We start from the raw sequence: 22,497 nt of genomic DNA, 5'->3' as shown, positions 1-22,497 counted from the left end.
AGGTCGTGAAGCGCTAGGACTTGCCTGGCGCTTTGGCCTTGGGCGCCGCGCGTTTCGCCGGCGCCTTGCGTGGCGCCGCCTTGGCCTTGGCTACCGCGCCGGTCTCGGCAGGCTTGGCCGGCTTGCCCGCTGCCGGCCTGGCCTTGGCCGCGCCGCCTGCACTGGCCGCCGCACTGGCCGTATCGGGCGACATGGCCGTCGATACCGCCTGTTTGAACTGATCTTGTAACAAATTCCACCAAGCACTCGGATTGGCCAGCTGGGCTGCCGCATGGGCATTCGCCTCGCTGGGCGCACTGGCCGCTGGTGCGGGTGCCGGCTCAGGCGCTGGAGCGGGGGCCGGTGCGGGCGCTTTCGGCGCCGCCGCTGCGGGCGTCGGCTGCTGGAAAAATGCGGACGCGTACGGTACGGATTCGAACAGCGAGGTGTCGCTGGCGCCAGGCTGGGTGATGGCGGCGGCCAGCGAGGCGCCCATCGACTTCAGGGTGGCGATGGTGCCGCGCTGCACTTCCAGCGCCTGAATACTGCCGCGCAGCATGCTGGTGTTCAGGTTCAGCCAGGCTTCGACGGCTTTCAAGTCGTTGATTTTCTTGTCCAGTTCTTCCACCGACATGGTCGGTGCCGTGATGCCAGGCACGCCCATGCCAGGCACGCTCATGCTGCCCCACAGGTTTTTGACGAAGTCGAGCGTATCGGTCACAACTGCTGCGCCCGGAATCTGGGGCATTTGCGGGTTTGCCATGCGAAATCTCCTGTTGGATGGATAGTCCTAGCGTAGCAGATATCAGCTTGCAACTGACGCAAAGTCGCGAACATTTTCTTACATAAAACATCAGGAGTTGAGCACGGGCAAGGGGCAGCGGCGGGGCGAAAGCGTTACACTACGGCTTATGATGCCAGCTTCCTTCTTTTCACCGCCGCGTCGCCGCACCGTCGTCTTTGTCGCGATCATCGGCGCACTGCATTACGTGGCGCTGGAGTGGCTCACATCGCATGCCGGTACGGTGCCTGCGAGGCTAGACAAGGCGCATGTGGTCAGCATGGCATTGATTGCCGAGCCGCCCAAGCCCTTGCCGGTGACGCCACCGCCGCCGAAACCCAAACCCAAGCCCGTGCCCAAGCCGCGGCCGCCACCGCCGCCGCCGCCGACCGAGTTGCCGTCGAGCGAGACGCCCCAGCTGACGGCGCCGCCCAGCGACGTGCCGGAAGGCCCCGCCACGCCCGCTCCCGCGGCGGCGGGCGCGCCGGCCATCACGGCGCCCGCGCCAGCCGAAGCGGCGCCACCGGCGCCGGCCGCCGCGCCGCCGCCTGCGGTCGAGCAGGCGCGGCGTTACAAGGCGAATGTGCCGGCGTCGGCCCAGTTCGACCTGCACGTGGACCGGCGCGATGCCGATGGCACCAAATGGCAGGGCGTCGCATCCATGGCGTGGCAAAACCACGGCGACAGCTACCAGTTGAAGCTGGAAGTGGGCTTGAGCATGTTGATCACGCGCATCAACCTGCTGGTCTTGACGAGCGAAGGCATGATCGATGCCAGCGGCGTCGTGCCCGTCACGGCCACGGAAAAACGCAAGGGCCGCGCGCAGACGGCCACGCATTTCAACCGCGATGCCAAGACCATCACGTTCTCGGCCAGCACGGTCACGGCGCCGTGGCAGGAGGGCGTGCAGGACAAGGCCACCGTGCCATTCCAGCTGGCCGCCATCGGCCGCGCCGACGTCAACCAGCTGGTGGGCAATATCGACATTCTCGTCGGCGAAGAAAAGGAAGCGACCGTGTTCCGCTTCCAGCTGGTGGGCGAGGAAGAGCTCGACACGAAGATGGGGCGCCTGGTGACCTGGCATCTGCGCCGGCCGCCGAAACCCGGCACCTATTCGTCGCAACTCGATATCTGGCTGGCGCCGTCCATGCAATGGTATCCGGTACAAATACGCAATACTGAAGCGAACGGGGCGCTGACCACGCAAACCGTGACCAAGATCAGCGTCAACGCAGCACCGACATCACAGGAAAATAAATGAATTCTTTGACCACCTTGAAACATGTACTGGCCGCCGGCTTGCTGGCCGCCACCCTGTCTCCCGCCATGGCGGTGGACGAGCCCGTGGAGCATCCCGTCATCAAGCGCCCGTACAAGCTGGCGCCATCGGCAGACCTCGTCTATTCCATCAAGGCCCGGCAGCGCGGCATTTCGCTGGCCGGCGAGTCCGTCAGCAACTGGCGCGCGGGCGACGGCAAGTATTCGCTGCTGGCCGAAACCAAGGCTGCCCTGTTTGGCAAGATCCTCGAGCAGCGCAGCGAAGGCACGGTCGACGATTACGGCCTGGCGCCCGCGCAGTTCGTGGAAAAACGCTTCCGCAAGGAGGCGGCCACGACCACGTTCAAGCGCGACAGCAAGACCATCGTCTTCAGCGAAGGCGATGACAGTTATCCGCTGAAAGGCGGCGAGCAGGACCGCAACAGCACTGTCTGGCAACTGGCCAGCGTGGCGCGCGCCGCGCCCGAGAAATTCGTCGCCGGCTCGGAATGGACGTTCTTCGTCGCCGGCCGCCGCGACGCCGAACCGTGGACTTTCAAGGTCGTCAAGGAAGACAAGGTGGCCACGGGCCTGGGCGAAGTCGCCGCCATTCACCTGGTCAAGGCGCCGCCGTCGAACAAGCAGGGCCAGCAGGTGGACCTGTGGCTGGCGCCGTCGCTGGAATGGTATCCCGTGAAGGTGACATTTGCCGATGAAGACGGCGATTATGTCGAGCAGACTTTGCAGAAGATCATTAAAAAGTAAGCGTTCACTGTTGTTGCGGGGGCTGATCTGCCGGATCTCCCCCGCCATCTGGCTGGCGCCGCGTGCGCTGGTGCCGCCTGCGTGTTGCGCCCTGTCCGCAGTGCCCCCCGCCACGTGTCGAATTGCATGTCAGAACTGATATACTGACGCCCCCGCCCCGCAGCGCAGCGTTAGCCCGCAGCGCCGCCCGCTGAACACTCATCCGGAATAGAATGATTGATATAATGGCAAGTGCAGCCGTGGCTACGGATGCAAATCAGACAGAGCAAGAGCATCACGATTCCTTGCAGGCGCATTTTCAGCCCAATATTTCGGCTGACGAGATCGAGCAGGTATTCCATTTGAAGCGGGCGCAACCCTTGCTGCAAGTGTTTACGGCCCTGTTCCACGGCGGTTTCGATGGCGTGCTGGTGCGCCTGCTCGTGTTGCGCGAGCTGGCCGCCGATGCGGCCACGTCCGCCTACACGCGTGCCGACATCAATACCCGGCTCGCCTATCTGTTGCCGGAAAGCCTGGAAACGGTCTTGCTGCGCCTGCGTTCGAACCAGCTGCTGGCCTGGGATGCGCAGCAGGGCGTGTACCGCGTCACGCCGATGGCGCGCAACGTGCTGTCGGCCATCGACAGCCTGCTGGGCCTGGGCCAGACGGAAGACGAAGCCGAGATGGGCTTTTTGCTGTCGCAGGTGGCGGGCGCGCAAGCCGTGGGCGGTGTGTCGGTGGAGCAACTGCAACATCTGCTGGGACGCCTGGTGGACTTGACGGAGGAATTCTCCGACGCCATCGCCTCCGGTTCCGAATTCCGTTTGCGCACGGCGCAGGCGAAGTGGAACATGGCCTGCGACTGGGTGGAAAAAGGCTCGGAAATCCTCGTGGCGATTACTTCCGATGAAAACGCGGACAGCGCCACGCACAAGGCGGCGCAGGCGATCGGCCGCGCGCAGAGCAAGTTGCTGAACATGCAAGGCATGTTTTCGCGCGCGCTGAACCAGATCGAGCGCCAGCGGGTGCACCTGGGCCAGTCGGGCCTGTCGACGACCGACATCAAGCGCTGGCTGCTGCTGCATGAGGACCTGGCCAGCCTGGCCGAGGGCGCCATCGACCAGCCCGTCGTGCCCCTGTTCGCCACGCCGGCCGAGATGATCGACGTGGCCGAAACAGAGCTGCTGTCCGAACGGGCGGCGGGCGTCATCAACACGGGCCTGCCCAGCGGCGAGGACGCGCCCACCACCATCAGCGACGGACCCGCCATGCAGCTTGAACTCGACGATTTGCTGGACCGCCTGTCGAACTTCGCCAGCCTGGGCAATTTCCCCAGCATCGGCGAAGAGGGGCCGAAGAGCGTGCCCGTGCAGGATTCCCTGCTGCCGGCCAGCTTTGCCGTGGCCTCGTACCGCGCCTCCATGCTGCCGCTGCTCGGTGATGTCTCCGAAGCAAGCCTGCAGGGTTCGACGGCCGAACTGGCCCGTTTGCCGATCACCTTTACACCGACCGACGAGATGGTCCAACTGACCGACCCCCACGTGGCGGCCATGTCGATCGCCTCGCTTTCACTGAATGTTTCACTTGATTTAGATAGCGGCACCGCCGATGAATGACGATTCCCAAATCCTGATTGCGCGCCTGCTCACGCATCAAACCCTGCGCCGCGACGACAAGCTGGTCAAGCGCGTGCTGTCGGACGAACTGTTCCGCGCCGAGATCGATGCGCGACTGCTGGCCTGCGGCCTGAAATTGCTCGACAACGTGTATGCCGACCATGTCACGCTGGCCCTGACGCGCACCATCGAGCCGAAGATCTTCGGCGCGCGCGACGTGTGGCAAAACAATAATTTCGGCCTGGCGCGCGATGGCGTGGCCTTGCTGGTAGTGCTGTGGGCGCAGATCATCCTGCCCAAGCGCGAACGCCAGGAAACGCACCAGCACGCCGATGACGACCAGAATGACATGTTCGGCACGGAAAAGCCGCTGCCGCGCGCGGAAGACGCGTCGATCGGCATTTCCTACAAGGCGCTGCTGTCGGACTTCGGCGACAAGCTGGGCAAGAAGACGCGCATGGACATGAACCTGGGCACGCTGGCCAAGCTGGGCTTCATCGAGCGGCGCGGCGACTTTATCCTCGAAGGCCCGCTGCTGGACCTGATGATGGACACGGACGTCTTGAAGGAGCGCATCATCAACGGCGCCCTGGCCGACGTGTTCAAGCGGGCGCCGGCGCGCCTGGTCGTCGTGGGCGGCGATGCGCTGGCGGACGCCGAGCTCGACGCCGACGTGGATGCCGATGTGTCCACCGACATCAGCGACGCGGGTGATACGCCGTCGTCCGACCTCCCTCACTGAAAGCGGCCATGTTTCATATCAAATCACTTGAACTGGTGCACTGGGATTACTGGCAGCGCATCAAGAATATTCCGCTCGACGCGAAGATCATCACCATCGCGGGGCAGAACGGCTCGGGCAAGACCACTTTGCTCGACGCCTTGCGCACCCTGTTCGGCCTCGACTGTTCGATGGGCCGCACGTACAAGCACTATGCGCGCCACTCGGGCCAGCAGACGGCCTGGCTGCGCGCCGTGGTCGACAACAAGAACGTGGGAAAGCAGCTGTCGAACCGGCCGTTCCGCAGTTCCGGCTTCTTCAGCGACGATGAAGTGACCCTGTTTTGCCAGATCCAGAAGAACGGCGGCGACTGGAAGCGCCAGTATCTGATGCGTCCGGGCAATGTGCAGATCGAGGACATCACGGACGCCAACGATTGGCTGGGCGTGGAAAACTACCGCAAGCGCCTGGCCAATGCGGGCCTGTCGCCGGCCATGTCGAAGGTGCTGGCGCTGGAGCAGGGCGAGACGGACAAGCTGTGCGAATACGCGCCGCGCCAGCTGCTCGACCTCGTGTTCCAGGTGTTCGGCGACAAGGAAGTGCTGGACGCCTACGATGAAGCCAAGCGCCACCAGCGCGACACGGAAGTGGAGCTGAAACGCTTCGAAACGGAACTCGAGGCGTCAAAGACCAACCTGGAAGGCTTGCGCCTGCGCGTGGCCAATTACCATCAGTGGGAAGGCTTGCACAAGGAACGCCGCAACCTGCTCGAGGAAGTGCTGCCCAGCCTGCAGTACCACGAGGCGCGCGAAAAGGCGGCCGCGGCCAGCCGGCAATTGCGCGATGCGCGCAAACCGATGGCGCAGGCGGACCAGCAGCTGACCGATAAACGCAATGCGCTGGCGGCGCAGGCGAAGGCGCTGTCCGACGCGCAGATGAATGAAACCTTGCTGGAGCAAGAGTCGATCGGCTTGCAGAGCCGTTTGTCCCTGATCAACGCGAAGCTGAAACCGCTGGACAGCCTGCTGGAACAGAAGGAGCGTTTGCACAAGCTGGCGGCCGATTCGGGCAGCGACATCGCCGAAGTGGCGGCCCAGCTGGAACAGAAGGAAGCGGATCTGCTGCGCCAGCGCCAGCAGCGCGACGCGCTGTCGGCGCGCATCGCGGGCGAACAGGCAACCATTGCCGCGCTGCAAGGCAAGACGGCCATGCCGGAGCCGGACAATGTGCGCGGCATGCGCCGCGCGCTGCGCGATGCGGGGATTTCCCACGCCATGCTGTCGGACATCGTCGAAGTGACGGACAGCCGCTGGCAGGGCGCCGTCGAAGGCGTGCTGGGCGGCTACGCCTCCGTGGTCTTGCTGGACAAGGCCAAGGATGCGGCGGCCGCCTATCGCCTGGCCGAGAAGGAACGCTACCGCCACTTCATCGTGCCCGACCTGGTCACGGCGCCGGTCGCGAAAGACGAAAGCCTGCTGGCCGTGGTGAAATTTTCCGCGCCCGTGCCAAGCTGGCTGATCGAGCAATTGTCGCGCATCTCCCGCGTCGATTCCGTCGAGGCCGGTTTCAAGCTGGGCAGCCACGAAGAGTGGATCACGCCCGAGGCGTATCACCGCGAACGCCGCGGCGGGCGCTCGCTGTTCGTCGAAGCGTCGCGCTACCGCTTCGGCCAGGCTGGCCGCAGCGGCCGCCTGGAAGCACTGCTGCGCTCGCTGCCAGGCCTGGAAGGCCAGGAAGATACGCTGACCCTGGCGATCTCGAAACTGGCGGCCGAAGTGGGCGCCTTGAAAGCGCGCATCGCCGGCGTCGATGCGGCCAAGGAGCTCAGCGCGCGCCAGGAAGAGTTCGCCGAAGCGCTGCGCAATTCGAAGCCGCTGAAGGACGAGCGCCTGGAAGTGGGCGGACGCCTGGGCGAGCTGGGCAATCTGACGAAGAACGCCACCGTGGCGCGCACGCGCGCCGATACCGTGTGGCAAAACGCGCGCCTGGCGCTGTCGGAAGCGGAAGCCGGTTCGCGCCTCGGCTACAAGAAACAGATCGAGCAGCGCGCCGAGCATGCGCGCGCCTTGCTGGCCTTGCGCCACGCCTGGCGCCACCTGCCGAAAAGCTGGCGCCGGCCCGCGCGCCGCGCGGCCCTCGTGGCCGAGCACCAGAATGCGCACCAGGTCGACTTGCGCGTGGCCAGCCTGCAAAGCAGCCTGGCGCGCGACGACTGGGAACTCGACGCCACCGTCATCGACCAGCACCACCGCCTGTCGGACCAGCTGCATGGCCGCCAGTCGGAAACGGACGAGCGCCGCTACCAGAACAACCGCGCCATCGAAGCGACGGGCAATGCCCGTGGCGCCTACATGGAACGCTTGCGCTACACCATCAAGACCTACAGCAAGAACATCAAGGAGCTGGGCGAACTGGCCGGCATCGAAGTGCATGCCGACCCCGTGCGCCTGGAAAACGACGACGTGCAGCTGTCGCAGGCGGGCTTGCACGTGCGTTTCAAGTTCGACGGCAAGGGCGTCATCGGCATGAACGATGGCGAAGCGTCGGGCGGCCAGCAGGTGATGAAGTCGCTGGTGCTGCTGATCGGCCTGCTGAAATCGGAAGATGGTTCCGGCGGCTTCGTCTTCATCGACGAACCGTTTGCCCACCTCGATATCCGCAACATCCAGCTGGTCGGCGAGTTCCTGAAAAACACGGAAGCGCAATACCTGATGACGACGCCGTTGACGCACAACACGGATGTCTACGATCCTTCGGAGCTCACTTTGATCACGAGCAAGAAGAAAAAGGATACGCAATGGGCGCAGCCGATTTTCGTGCTGCAGCGCCGGGTCGATCCCGTGCCGGGCAAGGCGGCGTGATGCGCCGCTGGCTGCTTCCGGCCGCGCTGGCACTGGCATGCTCGGCGCCAGCCATGGCCAATGACGGCATCGGCTCGGTCAGTGCCGGCGGCATTATCGTCGGCAAGACCGACGCCGTGGCCATGAAAAAGGAAGTGCTGACTGTCAGCACGGACTTGATCAAGGTCGAGTACGAGTTTCTCAACGAATCGAAAAGCGACGTGGAAGAGACCATCATCTTCCCGCTGCCCGCCTACCAGGCAGGCTACCACCAGTCGCCCACGTACTATGGCCAGCCGCGGCAGTTCTCGATCGAGGTCGACGGCAGGCGCAAGGATTACCAGACCGTGCTGGTCGCCAAGCTCGACGGCCTTGACGTGACGGCGCGCCTGGCGCAGCTGGGCCTGTCGGATGCACAAGTCGCTTATTTCCCGTCGTTCAGCCCGTTCGAAAAAAAGGTCGCGCCCTTGAACGCCGTGCAGAAAAAGGCCATGATCGCTGACGGCTTGCTGGCCAAGCTGTCCGAAGACGAAACATGGGTGCCGGCCTGGTCCGTGACGGTGGTCTACCAATGGCGGCAGAAATTTCCGGCTGGCAAAACGGTGCGCGTGCGCCATCAGTATGCCCCCTTCGTGGCGGCCGGCCCTGGTGCCTCCTACTTGGGGGAAGGCAAGGAATTTGAACAGAAATATTGCGGCGACAAGGCCTTTTACGCGAGCTGGAACCGGCTGGCGAAAAAGCAGGGCGAGAGCGGTTTCGTCAATGCCAAGTGGGTCTCGTACATCTTGAAGACCGGCAACACCTGGAAGAACGGCATCGAAGACTTTACCTTGAACCTGGTCAAGGGCAAGCCGGATGAGCTGATCAGCCTGTGCTTCCCCGGCACCTTCACCAAGATCAATCCCACCACCTTGCAAGTCAAGCTGCGCAATTTCCGCCCGCAGCAGGATCTGAACGTCTACTTCGGCAATGTCGAGGATGGCAGCGAGAATACGGGCGAGGCGCCTGCGCTGCGTGCCAATTACTTGTTAATGCAATAGAAAGACCGTACCTTGCCCACTACTGTTCTCCACCGCCGCCTGCGTATCCTGTTCCTGGGCGCGCTGCTTGCCGCGCCCGCCGCCTGGGCCGACAGTTATACCGATTTCCAGCAAGCCAGCACGCGCCTGCAAGCCATGATGGCCGCGTCCACCGTGCAAAGCGGCTTGCCGCGCCTGCGCGACCCTGCCGTGGCGCAGCTGTTTGCCCACGTCGCCGACGGTCCGCGCCTGTTCCAGGCGCCCGTTAGCGCGCTGCAGGACATGAACCAGAGCGTGGCCCTGTGCGAGCGGGCAACCAACCTGGGCAAGGCCTATTACGCGTTTGGCCTTGAGCGGCCGCTGCCGCTGTCCGGCGCTGAGCTGCAGCAGGCGCGCAAGGACCAGGTGACGCAGAACCTGGCCGAGTATGGCGATGAAATGAGCACCATGTTCGCCTTTGGCGTGCACTGCCATGCGCACCTGATCGGCTTGATGGCGCAGGAGTTCAGCGCCCAGCCGGCGCAGGAGGTGAGCGGGACCGAGCGCCTGCGCGCCCGCGCGTTCAGCAAGGGATCGGCCACCGCTTACACGGGCGTGGTGCAGTTCGTGCTGGCGCCATTCTGGAGCGTGGCGCAAAAGAAAGTGATGCTGGAAGCGGCCGCGCAGCACGCGGCTGTGCATGTGGGACTGATGCCGCCGCCGCTGCGCGAGCGCTTGCTGGCCAGCCTGGACGGGGTGGACCAGGAGCTCGATCCCGCGCTGGCGCCATCGCTGGCGACGATACGCCAGGCGCTGGCCGTGACCAGCTGTGACGGCTTGTGCCAGTACTACTGAGTCATTCCGCGGCTTGCAAGGGCTTGTTGCGCTGGCGCCAGCGCACCAGGCCCCACGCGTACACGGCGTAGTAGCCGATGACGAGGCCATAGGCGGCCATGGTCAGCGGGCTCTGGCCGAACGGCGGCGGCGGCACGGGCACGTCGAGGCGCGTGTTCAGGTAGATTTCCATGCCGCGGTACAGCAGACGGGCGATGAACAGCATCGTGATGGCCAGGCCCAGATAGCGGTGCTGGGTGAAGAAGAAGTCCTTGCCGACGTGCTCGAAGCGCGTCAGCTTCAAGCCCAGCACGCCGAGCCAGCCGCCGGCCAGCGCCGCCGCGCCCAGGCTGGACAGGGGCAAGAGCTCGAATTTCGTCGTCGTCGCCAGGAACAGCAGCAGCGCGGGGAAGGCGATCGCCACCGTCCAATGGCGCCACAGCTGCGATTTCTGGCGCGCCACCAGTTTCTTCAGGCGCGAATAGATGCGCCAGACCAGCAGCGGGACCAGGAGCAGCAGGGCGAGGGTGGTGGTTTCCATGTATGCATTCGGGGCGGAGAAAACAGCGATTGTAAGCCAGATGGGGGCGAAGGCGAAGCGGGGCGGCAGGCAAGAGTTGCTTATTGACATTTACATGGCATGAAAGCACTATGCCCTGTCATGCCGTGCCGCCACGAGCGGCACGCTGCGCTCAGTCACTGTTTCTTATCCACGTCCCTGGAGTGTCATGTCTACTCGTTTTCCCCTGCTGCCCATCACTGTCGGCTTGATGGCCTCGTCCTCGCTGGCCATGGCACAAGATGGCGCTTATCAACAGCCGCCGGCACCCCTGCAAGCCATCGTCGATGCGCCGCGCGCACCGACCCTGAACCTGAGCCCGAAACGCAACCTGGCCGCCGTGCTAGCGACGCCATCCTTGCCCAGCATCAGCGAAGTGGCGCAGCCGGAACTGAAGCTGGCAGGCTTGCGCATCAATCCGCGCACGTATTCGGCCAGCCGTTTCAGTTTTCACACGGGCCTGGGCTTGCTCGATATCGATACGCAAAAGGAGATCAAGGTCAGCGGCTTGCCCGCATCGCCGCGCATCGCCGACCTGGCCTGGTCGCCCGACCAGCGCTACCTGGCGTTCAGCCACATCGCCTATGCCGATGCCGCCAAGGGCGTGAAGGAATCGGGCGTGGAACTGTGGCTGCTCGACGTGCAGACCAAAGCGGCGCGCAAGCTGGCCAGCTCCCCCCTGTCGACCGTGTATGGCCGCGGCTTTTCCTGGATGCCGGACAGTAAGACGCTGCTGGTGCAGCTGAAACCGGCCAAGCTGGGGGCGGCGCCCGTGCCGAACGGTATCCCGACGGGCCCGTCCATCCAGGACAGCCTGCCCGGCGGTGCCGTCAAGCAGCTGCGCACCTATCCCGACCTGCTGAAGAACGAGCAGGACGCCCAGCTGTTCGAACACTACACCACCGTGCAGCTGGCTTTGCTCGATGTGGCGGGCAAGCAGCGCCTGGTGGGGCAGCCCGGCCAGTTTTCGCGCGTCTCGGCTTCGCCCGATGGCAAGCACCTGCTGACGACCAGCATCGTGCGGCCGTATTCCTACATCGTGCCGGCGCGCGACTTCGGCCACACGATCGAGGTGCGCGACCTGGCGGGCAAGGCGCTGCACGTGGTGGCGCGCAAGCCGCTGGAGGAGGGCTTGCCACCCGGTAATGACGCCGTCTCCGCCGGCGTGCGCGACGTCAGCTGGCGGGTCGATGCACCCGCCACCCTGGTATGGGCCGAAGCGCAGGATGGCGGCGACCCGGCCGGCGCGCTGGATATCCGCGACATCGTCTACACGCAGGCGGCGCCGTTCACGGCCAAGCCGGCCGTGCTGGCCAGGCTGGGTTCGCGCTATGCGGGCGTGGCCTGGGGCCGCGGCGACCTGGCCCTGCTCAGCGAAGCGTGGTACAAGACGCGCGCCGTCAAGCAATGGCGCATCAATCCGGACCAGCCGTCCGCGACGGCGGGTACGCCCGGCGACCTCGTGTACGCGGGTTCGTTCGAAGACCGCTATAACGATCCGGGCCAGCCCGTCATGCGCGCCGACGCGGCCGGCCTGCCGCGCCTGCTGATCTCCGTTGATAACGCGATCCTGCTCGACGGCGCCGGTGCTTCCGCCGAAGGCGACCGTCCCTTCATCGACCGCCTGGACCTGGCGACGAAGAAAAAGGAACGCCTGTTCCAGAGCGCCGCGCCCTACTATGAAAACGTGGTGGCCGTGCTGGACGAGGACGGCAACCGCCTGCTGTCGACGCGCGAATCGCCGACCGAGCAGCCGAACTACTATGTGCGCAACCTCAAGCAGGGCGCCGCACCGCTGACGCCGCTCACGCATTTCCCCCATCCGCTGCCGCAATTGAAGGACGTGCAGAAAGAGCTGATCCGCTACAAGCGCGCCGACGGCGTGGACTTGACGGCCACCCTGATGCTGCCGCCGAACTACGATGCCAAACGCGACGGCCCGCTGCCCACGCTGATGTGGGCGTATCCGCAGGAATTCAAGACGGCCAGCGCCGCCAGCCAGACCAAGGGCTCGCCGTATAAATTCAATGCCGTCAGCTACTGGGGCCCGGCCGCCTTCCTGTCCATGGGTTATGCCGTGCTGGACAATCCATCGTTCCCCATCGTCGGCAATGGCGAGCAGGAGCCGAACGACACCTACCTGCCGCAGCTGGTGGCCGACGCCGAGGCGGCCGTCGAGGAAGTGGTGCGCCGTGGCGTTGCCGACCGCAATCGCATCGCCATCGGCGGCCACTCGTATGGCGCGTTCATGACGGGCAACCTGCTTGCGCATACGCGCCTGTTCCGCGCCGGCATCGCCCGCAGCGGCGCCTACAACCGCACCCTGACGCCGTTCGGCTTCCAGTCGGAAGAGCGCTCGTTCTGGCAGGCGCCGGCCGTCTACCAGGCCATGTCGCCATTTAACTATGCCGACAAGATCAAGGATGCGCTGCTGATGATCCATGGCGAGCAGGACAACAATTCGGGCACCTTCCCCATCCAGAGCGAGCGCATGTTCCAGGCCGTCAAGGGATTGGGCGGCACGGCGCGCCTGGTGATGCTGCCGAATGAAAGCCACGCCTACCGCGCGCGCGAATCGATCATGCAGATGCTGTACGAAAGCAACAACTGGCTGGAGAAATATGTGAAGAACGCCCAGCCGGTGGCCGCCGACGTCAAGCCGGCAGGCAAATAGGGACAGGCGGCGCGCATCTCGTGGTATGGTCTTCCTTTGTCCTTATCCGCAGGGAGGCCAGCCATGTCAGCGTTTGCCATTGATGCCCACCGCGCGCCCGATCCGGCGCCTGTCGATGAACCGATGCCGGCGCCGGAGCCGCAGCAGGCGCCCGGGCACCAGCCTGGGCCCGTGCACCCGGTGCCGCAGGATGATCCCGTGCCGCACCCCCACCCCAGTTAATCTCGTCAAGAAAGGCTGTTTTAGATGGCAATTGTCAAGGAAGTCTACACACGCAAGGTCAGCGGCGAATCGTTTGACTACGAACTCGATTACACGCCCGGCACGGACGTGGCATGGATTGCGCGCGTGTACCACGATGGCGTGCTGAAAGGCTCGCCGCACGGCGCGCTGACGGCCAACGTGCTGTCCGGCCCGGCGCTGGAACAATACCTGCGCGCCTATGTCGAAGGCATGATCGAACGCGGCCTCGACGTGGCCGAGTAAGCCGTTTGCGGCAGATCAAGGAAAAGGGCGCCGAGGCGCCCTTTGTTGTTGCTGGTTCTGGGGCAGACCCCTGATTTAATCAAATGCCCAGGTGTACAACACGTCCAACGCATTGTTCGTGCCGGTCTGGAACTGCAAGGTGATGCGGCGGTTCAGCTTGTAACGCAGCTTGACCAGGCTCGTCGCCGTGCTCGTGCCTTGCTCGAACGTCAGGTAGGCGCGCGACGACAGGCGCTTGCCGACGGTGACGACCGTGCTTTCCAGCCCTTGCGCCTGCGACAGGCCCACTTCGTCGAGTCCCAGCGAACTGGCCAGCTTGCCCTGCAAGCCGCCGCCGGAGCCGCCGAACAGGGCGCCGGCCGCCGTCGTCAGCAGGGCCATCTCATCGCCGGCCGCCGTTTCCGCGCCGTGGCCGAGGATCAGCCAGGCCAGCTTGTCGCTGTCCGAGACGCTCGGCGTGGAGACCAGCTTGGCCGTCGGCGCCTGCGCCGTGCCGCGCACTTCCACGCCCGCTTCCACATTCGTTTCCGACAGCGCTTCGCCTTCGGGACGCTTGCGCACGGCCAGGATGTTCAGGGCCGGATTGTCGTAGGCGCCCGTGAAGTTGATCAATCCCCGCTCGATGGACAGTTTTTGGCCGTATGCCGCGTACTGGCCGCTGGCGACGCGGATGCTGCCCGTCACGCGCGGCGCGGCGCGGTTGATGACTCTGGCGCGCACATTGCCGGCCAGGTCGGCGTCGAGGCCCATGCCGCGCAGGTGGAAGGCATTGCCCAGGTCGAATTCGAGGTCGATATTCAGGGGCAGCGACGGCGCTTCCTTGCTGCCCTTGACCTCCTTGCCCAGCACCACCACGTCGCTGCTTTGCGTGGGCGTGTCTTGCGGCGCCAGTTCGATCAGCGCGCGGTTGGCCTTGAACTTGCCCTCGAAGCTGAAGCGCTTGTCGTTACGCACGAGGGTACTGTTGCCTGACAATACGAGCGTGCGGTCGGGGCGTGACAGCGCCTGCAGGCGGTCGGCCATCAATTTCAGTTCCAGGCTCGCTTCGCCATTCGCAAAGCGTACCCAGCCGTCAGCCTGCACCTTGCCGTCGCCGCCGTCAAAGCTCAGGCGCTGCAATTGCAATTGATCGCCCGCCAGTTTGGCTTGCAGCACGCCATTGCGCAGCTTCAAGCCCTGGTCGGCCCAGTTCACCAGCAGCTTGCTGCCGTTGATGTCGCCATTCAATTGCGGCGCGCCGATGCTGCCGCTGCCGGACAGGGCGACCTTCAAGGCGCCGCCCAGTTCCAGGCCGGGTTGCCCCGTCAGCGGCGCCAGCCAGGCCAGCGAATCGATGCTGGTGGTGCCCGTCAGGGAGAGGGCGCTGTCGTTGCTGATGCGCCCGCCCAGCATTTGCACGGTGGCGTTGATGCCGCTCTGGCCTGCGCGCGCGCCGTCCAGTTTTACGGCCAGGCGCAGTTGCTGGTTCGCTACATCCACCCGCGCATCGAGGGTACGCAATCCCAGCGCCAGCGGCTGTTCCACGCCCACCGTCACGTCGCCTTTTTCGCGGTAGACGTGCAGCATGCCGGCCAGTGACGGCTCTTTCTGCTTCGCCGTCGGCACCTGCATGTCGAGCGACCATTGCGCGCCCAGGGTCAGGTCGCTGCGCGCATTGGCTTGCAGCGACGGGATCACTTGCGCCAGATAGGTCAGCGCCACGCCGGCCGCCTGGCCGGCACTGGTCCAGCGCGGGCCGTTCTTGGCCAGGCTTTGCATGGTGATGCTACCTGCCGGCAACTTGATGACGGTGTTGCCCACGCTGATCTGCTCGGGCTGGCCCAGGCCCGCCACGCCGCTGCCGGCCGGACCGGCCACTTTCACCGGCACGGGCGCCTGCAGCACGAGCGCATAGCGGCCCTTGTTTTGCAGGCTGTCGATGCTGCCGATCCAGCTGGCGCCGCTCTGGCTGCCCTTGATTTGCACGCTGGCGTCGAAATCGTCGTTGCGCGCCGTCAGGCTCACGGTATGGCTGCCGCGCGTGCCCGTGGTGCCCAGGCGGGCGCTGGCCAGCTTGAAGGTGGGCGTGCTGTAGCCCGTGATTTCCAGCTCGCTGACCATGGGGTCGAGCGCGCCCTGGCCGGCGCCCACGCTGGCGCTGCCTTTCACGGCCTTCAATTGCTGGTCGCCAAAGAAGGTCAGATCCTTGCCATCGAGCGTCAGTTGCGCGGCGGGCGCCTCCAGCTTGCCCGAGACGGCGCCGGCCGCATGCAGCACGCCGGCAAAGCGCGGGCCCAGGGTCGACAGTTGCGGCGCATCGAGTTTCCACGCCAGCTTGTCGGTGGCGCCGCCGAGCGCGCCTTTCGCTTGCAGGCTGTTCGGGCCCAGGCGCAGTTCCGTATCGACGCTGTCGATGCGTTGCGCATTCGCCGACAGCTTGGCGTAGCCGGCCAGCGGGGCGTTTTGCAGGGTCGATTCGCGCAAGCCCAGGTTCAGGGCCACTTGCCAGTCGCTCGTCAGGCGGCCGCTGCCGGTGAAATCCGCATTCACATTACCACTGGGCAAGTCCGCACCGAAGGCGGCCGGGTTGATCTTTTGCAAGGAACCCGCCACTTTCAATTCCGCTTCTTTCTTGGGGCCCGTCAAGCCCACTTCGCCGCTGGCGTGGATGGCGCTGTCTGGCGCGGGACGCTTGCCGCTGGTGAGGCCCAATCCTTTTGCATCGGCAACAAAGCTCGTGCGCGGCTGCTGCAGGGTGCCTTGCACGACGCCGCTGGCCAGCACGCTGCCCAGCAAGTCGCCCTGTATGGCGGAGAGCTGGCGCGCATCGACATTCCAGTTGAGTTTTTCGCCGGCGCCGCCAAAGTTGCCCTTGGCCGTCACGTTGTTCTTGCCCAGCGCCAACTGCACGTCGATGCCGCTGAAGTGGGCCGCGTCCGCCGTCAGCTTGCCCTTGCCCGACAAGGGCTGGTCGAGCAGCTTGCTGGGGCGTACGGTGAAGTCCGCATTGGCCAGCCATTGCGGTGCCACGTGGCCGTTGGCGCGCACGTCGAGGTTCAGGTCGGCCACGGGGAAGGCGCCGAAATCGGCCGGGTTCAAGCGGCTGGCGCTGGCGACAGCCTTGAATTCCTGTGCGTCTTTCAGGCTGATCTGGCCCGTCGCGTTGACGTTGCTCTTGCCTGCTTGCAAGGTGGCCTTGCGCAGCTGCACCAGCGAGTCGGCCAGCGTGGCTTCCACGTCCAGGCGCAGCTTGGCTTCGCCCAGCCTGGCGCGCAAGGTTTGCGTCTTGCCGTCGCTGTCGAGCACGATGTCGCCGACGATCTTCGTGCTGTTGATGCTGCTGTAGATATGCTGCAAGTCGATCTTGTCCGTGTGCAAGGTCAACTGTGCATTGCCGATGGGGGCGTCGGCGGCGTCGCGGTTGAGCTTGCCACTGCCCGTGAATTTGCCCGCGTTGCCGAAGTCGATGATGGCCGACTCCAGCGTGGTGGCCGTCAGGGTGCCGCCCAGGCGCGCCTCGAACTGGCGCAGCGGCAGCTTTTGCTGGTCGATGGGGCCGGGCGTGGCGTGGTTGAGGATGGCCAGCTTGCCCGACACCGTCTGCGCGTTAGGCCGCGTGTCGATGGCGGCATCGAGTTCCAGGCTCAGGTCCGCCTGCGGCAGGGTGGCGTCGAACTTGCCCGGATTGATGTTGCGGCCACGGATGCTGGCCGAGCGCAGAATGATGACGGGGTCGAACGGCGCCAGTGCCAGCTGGGCGTCGGCCGTGGCCGCTCCCGCGCTGCCCTTGGCCGTCACCTTCAGCACGTTCAAGTCGCCGGCCAGTTGCAGGGCCAGGGCGGCCGGCTTTTCGCCGGCGGCCGGATTGAGCTGCGTCAAGCTGGCCTTGCCGCTGAGCTTGAATGGCTGGGTGGCGGCGATCGTCGCGCTGGCCGCGGCCTGGCCGAACGGCGTCAGGGCCGTGGCGTCTTCCAGCTGCCATTGGGTCTTGTCGCCGGACAAGGTGAAATGTATCTTTTCAAACACCGTGTTGCCGCCCGCGCTGACGAGCGTCACCTTGTCCAGGCGTGCATCGCTGATGCCCACCTTGAACGGCGAGGCCAGGCTGGCGGGCATGGTCGACGGCTCGTCGGACGGCGCCGTGGTTTCCACGGACAGGCTGGCCACGTGCAGTTCGCTGATGGCGATGCCTTCCGAGAAGAACTGGAACGGCGACCAGTTGATGTCGATGTTGTCGGCCGTGATGTGCTGCGTCTTGCTGCGGTAGCTGACGTGGCCCAGGTGCATGCGGTTGTACAGCGAGCCGGACACGCCAGTCACTTCGATCTCGCCGCCGCTGGCGCTGGCCACCTTTTGCACCAGCATTTGCAGCGTCGATTCGCGGCCCAGGAACCAGAAGGCGGCGCCCAGCAGCACGGCCAGGCTGGCGACGGCGATCAGCAGGTAGCGCAGCCAGCGGCGCGGCTTTTTCGCCGGCGGCGGCGCGGCGCCGTTGGGGGACTCGGTAGTAATATCGGACATCAGAAAGTGAATCCCAGAGAGAAGTGCAAACGGTAGGCGTGGACGGCGTGGCCATACGCCACGTCGACATTGATGGGGCCGACGGGGCTGCGGTAGCGTCCGCCCAGGCCGTAGCCCGATTTCGGCGTCAGCGCCTTGACGGTATCGGCCGCGTTGCCGGCGTCGTAGAAGGCGGCGATGGCCCATTTCGGCTTGAACCAGTACTGGTATTCGGCGCTGGCGGTGGCCATGTAGCGCCCGCCGACGGTGGCGTCGCCTTCCTTCACGCCCAGTTCCTGGTAGGCATAGCCGCGCACCGACTGGTCGCCGCCGGCGCGGAACAGGTAGACGGCCGGCACGCCGCGCTTCTCTTTCGAGCCGAGCGCGCCCATTTCGCCGCGCAGTATGAGTTCGCCTTTTTCACCGAGCGGCCGGTAATACACGGCCTTGCCGGCCACGCGCACGAAGCGCTCGTCCGTCAGCACGGGCAGCAGCGCGCCGCCCACCTGCGCGTTGATGACATAGCCCTTGGTGGGGAACAGCAGGCTGTCGAGGCTGCGCTTGGTGATGGCATAGGTCAGCGGCAAGCTCTTGCTGCGCGTCTGTTCCAGGCCGACGACGGTCTTGTCTTCGCTGAGGAACTCGAACGTCAGGCTGCGCTCGAGGTTGGTGCCGCCCCAGTTGCGCTTGGCCGAGATGGTGGTGACGGCCGTGATTTCATTGGAAATGTCGCTGCGCTCGAACGAGGCGCCCGCGCTGTCGTTGTAGCCGCGCTCGGTGGTGGGGAAATAGAAGTTGGCGTGCGCCGCCTGTTTCTTCGTTTCCATCGTGATCGCGCTCTTGAAGCGCGTGCCGAACACGTTCAGGTTGTCGTAGTTGAGCTGGGCGCGATTCCCCGTGTTCGTACTGAAACCGAGACCGGCGCTGACGTTTTGCTGCTTGTTTTCCGTCACGCGCACCACCAGCGGCAGTTGCGGCGCGGGGCCGCGGTTGGCCGGTTTTTCCACGGGCGCGGCGCCGGCCGCATCGGCTTGCTGGCTTTCCTGGCCCGCCTCGATCTGTTCGCTGAGGATGCTGCTCATGTCGGCGCTCACTTCCACGCTGGCAAAGTAGCCGGTGTCCTGCAGGCGCGCCTGGAACGATTGCAGCGCCGATTCGCTGTAGTACTCGCCGGGGCGGATCTTGTCGAGGTTGCGGATGATGCTTTCAGGATAGCGTTTCAAGCCTTCGATGCGCAGCTCGCCGAAGCGCAGCTCGGGGCCGCTGTCGAGCACCACCAGCAGCGACACCTTGTGCGTTTCCGGGTCGACCACGGCTTGCGTGTCGACCAGCTGGGCGCGCGGGTAGCGCGTCTGCACCACTTCGCGCAGCAGCGCGCGCTTGGCCGATTCCCAGTCCGACTGGCGAAACACGCTGCCCGTCTTCAGGGACCAGCTGCGCTTGAGCGCTTCCGTATCGTAGGGTTCGGAGGCGGCCAGCGGCGGCGTGGGATCGAAACCGCGCAATTCCAGCTCGACCTGGCCGACGGTCACCGCTTCGCCCGGCTCGACGTCGACGATGACGACGGGCTTGGCGCCCGTCGTGTCGACGCGCACGGTCACGACGGGCGTGTAATAGCCGGCCGTGGCGACGAGATTTTTAACTTGCTCAGGAGCATCGCGCACGAGGCGCTGCAATTGCTCGCGGTCCATGCGCGGGTTGCCGCGGAAGCGTTCCAGGTCCAGGTTTTTTTCCAGCAACTCATCGAGATCGCCGGGCGCGTTGACCTTGACCTCGTATTGCAGCGGTGCCGGCGCCGCTTCCGTGGCGCTGGCGCTGTCTGCTGCGGCATCTGGCGTGGTTTCCTGCGCGCTGGCGTTGGCGAGCGGAAACAGCAGGATGGCACTGCCGGCGGCCGCCAGTGTCAGTTGACCCATTACTTTTGTCACTACTTGTGCCAAAATTCGTGGTCGTGTCGCCTTGCCGGCGGCTGTGTGCCGTATGGGTCGTGCAGAAAACATGGTGCTCCAGATGAGTAAATGCTGACTGCATGTTACCGGAATAGGTAAACTGATGGCGGACGAATAAGTATTTTTTGCACGGGGAATCATGTTTCCCCGCGCACTATTGGACAGAATAAAACTGAAAAGAAAGAAATTATGCTAGCAACTGACTCCGCACTCGTGCTCTTTAGCGGTGGGCAAGATTCCACCACCTGCCTGGCCTGGGCACTCAAGCACTATAGCCGCGTGGAAACGATTGGCTTCGACTATGGCCAGCGCCATGCGATCGAGCTGACGGTGCGTCCCGGCGTGCTCGAGCAGATGCGCCAGCAGTCGCCCGAGTGGGACAGCCGCCTCGGCCCTGATCATATGATAGACCTGTCGCTGATTTCCGCCATTTCCGATACGGCCATGACGCAGAACGTCGAGATCGTCATGCAGGAAAACGGCTTGCCGAACACCTTCGTTCCTGGGCGCAACTTGCTGTTCATGACGGTGGCCGCCACCGTGGCCTACCGCCGCGGCTTGACGGTGCTCGTGGGCGGCATGTGCGAGACGGATTTCTCCGGCTATCCGGATTGCCGCGACGACACGATGAAGGCGCTGCAAGTGGCCCTGAACCTGGGCATGAACACGCGCCTGAAACTGGAAACGCCGCTGATGTGGCTGGACAAGGCGCAAAGCTGGGACCTGGCGGAAGACCTGGGCGGCCAGCCGCTGGTCGACCTGATCCGCAGCGGCACGCACACCTGCTATCTGGGCGAGCGCGGCGAGCTGCACGCCTGGGGCTATGGCTGCGGTACCTGCCCGGCCTGCGCCCTGCGCGCCAACGGCTACCAGCAATACGCGGCGAAAAAGGCGGCCGAGTAAGCTGCCAGGTAAGCTGCCCAATACGCAGTTTGCGCCGTTTCTTCAAGCGGCGCGGCAGGGAGGACGGCCATGCTGTGGTTTTTGCCACAGGAGAACCTTGCCATGAAATCCCTCTTTGCCGCGCTGTACGGCCCCGTGTTCTGGGCCGGCTTCATCGGCGCCGCCACCTGGCTGGTGGCGTACCGCCAGCATGCGTTCTGGGTCTTGCCGCCGCTGTTGCTGCTGGCCCTGCTGACGTCCTTTCTTGCCGAGCGTTATCTGCCGTATGACGGCACGTGGAACCATGCGCATGGCGATGGCTGGCGCGACAGCCTGCACGCGCTCGTCAATGAAGCGCTGTACCTGCTGGGCCTGGCCGCCTTTCCCCTGCTGGCCGGACACATGGCGCTGGGAGATTGCTGGCCCGGCGCCTGGCCGTTCTGGGCGCAGTTGCTGCTGGCGATACTCATCGCCGACTGCGGCATCACCGTCGTGCATTACCTGAGCCACCGTTATTATTTCCTGTGGAAACTGCACGCCGTGCACCACAGCGTGCGGCGCCTGTACGGTTTCAATGGCTGGATGAAACATCCCTTGCACCTGCTGCTGGAAGCGGCGGGCGGCATGCTGCCCTTGCTGCTGGGCATCCCGGAAAGCGTCATGGCCGTGCTGGCGTTTGCCGTGGCCATCCAGTTGTTGCTGCAGCATGCGAACGTCGACATGCGCATGGGCCCGCTGCGCCAGATCTTCGCCTGGGCGCCGCTGCACCGTTTCCATCACATGAAATACGGTACGGCAGGCGACGTGAATTTCGGCCTGTTCTTTACCTGCTGGGATCGCTTGCTGGGCACCCGCTTCGACGCCCCCGCCTACCGCATGACGGGCGATGACCTCGGCATCGGCAGCCGCCCCGATTATCCCGTCGCATATGGCGCGCAGCTGCTCGAGCCGTTCCGCGCGGAAGAGGGCGTGCGCGCGCCCGAATTGCCGGCCGGCTTGAAATCGGCGCTTAATCGAGCAGCTTGACGTTGAGCTGGCGCAAGCTGCGGTCGGCGCGCACGCCGAACAGGCTGCGCATGGTGCGCGAAAAATGCGCGGCGTCGGCAAAGCCGGCCGCGTGCGCGGCGTGGGTCAAGGTATTGCCGAGCAGGATAAAGCGGATGGCCAGGCGCAGGCGGCGCCACAGCACGAGGCGCCGCACGGGCAAGCCCAGCTGCGCACTGAACAGGCGCTCCAGCTGGCTCAGCGACAAATGCGCCGCGTCGGCCACGGCGGCCGCGCTGACTTTGCCGGACAACAAGGCATCGACCTGGTCCAGCGCCCGCTGCAGGCGCGCGTCGGCCAGCTGCTGGCGCGGCTGCGCCTGCAGTGCGGCGGCCAGGCTGTCCAGCGTGGGCTCGTGCACGCCGTCCTGCGCCGCCAGCAGGGCCGCCACGCCCAGGCATTGGGGCTCCGCATAGATGGTGAACAGGGGAGCCGGCGCGGCCACGATGGCGTGCGCGCGCAGGCTGGCCACCAGCAGGCGCTGCGCCGTATGGATGCTACCGTCGAGCTCTGCGGTGAAGGGCGCGCCCGTGCTCAGCATCAGCTGGTGCGCATAATGGGCGTGGCTGTCCGTGGCGCCCGCTTCGCCATGCAGGATGGCAAAGTCAGGCGCCAGCCACAGCGTGCCCTGCCAGCGGTCGTCGAGCAAGCGAT

Annotated in this window: 17 protein-coding genes; 12 read left to right on the top strand and 5 right to left on the bottom strand. The window is 65.0% G+C overall.

The genetic code is table 11. The features are described 5' to 3' along the window. Positions 1–13 precede the first annotated feature (13 nt). On the bottom strand, positions 14–742 hold the full coding sequence (locus O0880_RS16175) for a PhaM family polyhydroxyalkanoate granule multifunctional regulatory protein (protein WP_289887443.1): 729 nt from the start codon (positions 740–742) through the stop codon (positions 14–16). A gap of 148 nt (positions 743–890) precedes the next feature. On the opposite strand from O0880_RS16175, the gene O0880_RS16170 reads away from it, so the two are divergent. From O0880_RS16170 to O0880_RS16140, 7 genes are all read left to right on the top strand, one after another. Beyond that, a complete protein-coding gene (locus tag O0880_RS16170) occupies positions 891–2,021 on the top strand; it encodes a DUF3108 domain-containing protein (RefSeq protein WP_289887442.1) in 1,131 nt (376 codons plus the stop codon). Next, positions 2,018–2,782 (top strand): DUF3108 domain-containing protein, encoded by a 765-nt coding sequence (locus O0880_RS16165; RefSeq protein ID WP_289887441.1) that lies wholly within the window; start codon positions 2,018–2,020, stop codon positions 2,780–2,782. Before O0880_RS16170 ends, O0880_RS16165 begins: the two co-directional genes overlap by 4 nt. A gap of 224 nt (positions 2,783–3,006) precedes the next feature. Then, positions 3,007–4,377 carry a hypothetical protein gene (locus tag O0880_RS16160; RefSeq protein ID WP_156894969.1) on the top strand — a complete coding sequence of 457 codons (1,371 nt, stop codon included), beginning with the start codon at positions 3,007–3,009 and terminating at the stop codon, positions 4,375–4,377. Then, positions 4,370–5,119 (top strand): hypothetical protein, encoded by a 750-nt coding sequence (locus O0880_RS16155; RefSeq protein WP_289887440.1) that lies wholly within the window; start codon positions 4,370–4,372, stop codon positions 5,117–5,119. Before O0880_RS16160 ends, O0880_RS16155 begins: the two co-directional genes overlap by 8 nt. Before the next feature lie 8 nt (positions 5,120–5,127). Then, a complete protein-coding gene (locus O0880_RS16150) occupies positions 5,128–7,959 on the top strand; it encodes an ATP-binding protein (protein WP_289887439.1) in 2,832 nt (943 codons plus the stop codon). Beyond that, complete coding sequence (locus O0880_RS16145; protein ID WP_289887438.1) at positions 7,959–8,978, top strand: DUF4424 family protein; 1,020 nt, start codon at positions 7,959–7,961, stop codon at positions 8,976–8,978. Before O0880_RS16150 ends, O0880_RS16145 begins: the two co-directional genes overlap by 1 nt. A 12-nt stretch (positions 8,979–8,990) precedes the next feature. Then, positions 8,991–9,791 carry a hypothetical protein gene (locus O0880_RS16140; RefSeq protein WP_289887437.1) on the top strand — a complete coding sequence of 267 codons (801 nt, stop codon included), beginning with the start codon at positions 8,991–8,993 and terminating at the stop codon, positions 9,789–9,791. 1 nt (position 9,792) lies between these two features. On the opposite strand, the gene O0880_RS16135 is transcribed toward O0880_RS16140, so the two are convergent. After that, complete coding sequence (locus O0880_RS16135) at positions 9,793–10,311, bottom strand: hypothetical protein (RefSeq protein ID WP_071325546.1); 519 nt, start codon at positions 10,309–10,311, stop codon at positions 9,793–9,795. Between the two features lie 187 nt (positions 10,312–10,498). Here O0880_RS16135 and O0880_RS16130 point away from each other — a divergent pair, with 187 nt between their 5' ends. From O0880_RS16130 to O0880_RS16120, 3 genes are all read left to right on the top strand, one after another. Beyond that, positions 10,499–13,003 carry a prolyl oligopeptidase family serine peptidase gene (locus tag O0880_RS16130; RefSeq protein ID WP_289887436.1) on the top strand — a complete coding sequence of 835 codons (2,505 nt, stop codon included), beginning with the start codon at positions 10,499–10,501 and terminating at the stop codon, positions 13,001–13,003. Between the two features lie 63 nt (positions 13,004–13,066). Then, positions 13,067–13,225: a hypothetical protein gene (locus O0880_RS16125; RefSeq protein WP_198043807.1), complete on the top strand. Its 159-nt coding sequence runs from the start codon at positions 13,067–13,069 to the stop codon at positions 13,223–13,225. A gap of 24 nt (positions 13,226–13,249) precedes the next feature. Beyond that, the gene (locus O0880_RS16120) at positions 13,250–13,489 is read left to right on the top strand and encodes a hypothetical protein (RefSeq protein WP_071325544.1); all 240 of its coding nucleotides are present in this window, start codon (positions 13,250–13,252) and stop codon (positions 13,487–13,489) included. Positions 13,490–13,564: 75 nt separating this feature from the next. Here O0880_RS16120 and O0880_RS16115 read toward each other — a convergent pair whose 3' ends face one another. Together O0880_RS16115 and O0880_RS16110 are read right to left on the bottom strand one after the other, a co-directional pair. Then, positions 13,565–17,989 carry a translocation/assembly module TamB domain-containing protein gene (locus O0880_RS16115; protein ID WP_289887435.1) on the bottom strand — a complete coding sequence of 1,475 codons (4,425 nt, stop codon included), beginning with the start codon at positions 17,987–17,989 and terminating at the stop codon, positions 13,565–13,567. Next, positions 17,989–19,884, bottom strand: a complete 1,896-nt coding sequence (locus O0880_RS16110; RefSeq protein WP_071325542.1) for an autotransporter assembly complex family protein — start codon at positions 19,882–19,884, stop codon at positions 17,989–17,991. Before O0880_RS16110 ends, O0880_RS16115 begins: the two co-directional genes overlap by 1 nt. A gap of 222 nt (positions 19,885–20,106) precedes the next feature. On the opposite strand from O0880_RS16110, the gene queC reads away from it, so the two are divergent. After that, on the top strand, positions 20,107–20,820 hold the full coding sequence (gene queC / locus O0880_RS16105) for a 7-cyano-7-deazaguanine synthase QueC (RefSeq protein WP_071325541.1): 714 nt from the start codon (positions 20,107–20,109) through the stop codon (positions 20,818–20,820). Positions 20,821–20,922: 102 nt separating this feature from the next. Next, a complete protein-coding gene (locus O0880_RS16100) occupies positions 20,923–21,825 on the top strand; it encodes a sterol desaturase family protein (protein WP_289887434.1) in 903 nt (300 codons plus the stop codon). On the opposite strand, the gene O0880_RS16095 is transcribed toward O0880_RS16100, so the two are convergent. Next, entirely contained in the window at positions 21,809–22,492 is a 684-nt protein-coding gene (locus O0880_RS16095) for a helix-turn-helix domain-containing protein (protein ID WP_289887433.1), read from the bottom strand. The genes O0880_RS16100 and O0880_RS16095 overlap by 17 nt on opposite strands. Between the last annotated feature and the right edge of the window lie 5 nt (positions 22,493–22,497).

The sequence above is a fragment of the Janthinobacterium sp. SUN118 genome (assembly GCF_030397695.1).
GTDB lineage: Bacteria > Pseudomonadota > Gammaproteobacteria > Burkholderiales > Burkholderiaceae_D > Janthinobacterium.
This window is presented reverse-complemented; position numbering and strand designations above follow the sequence as displayed.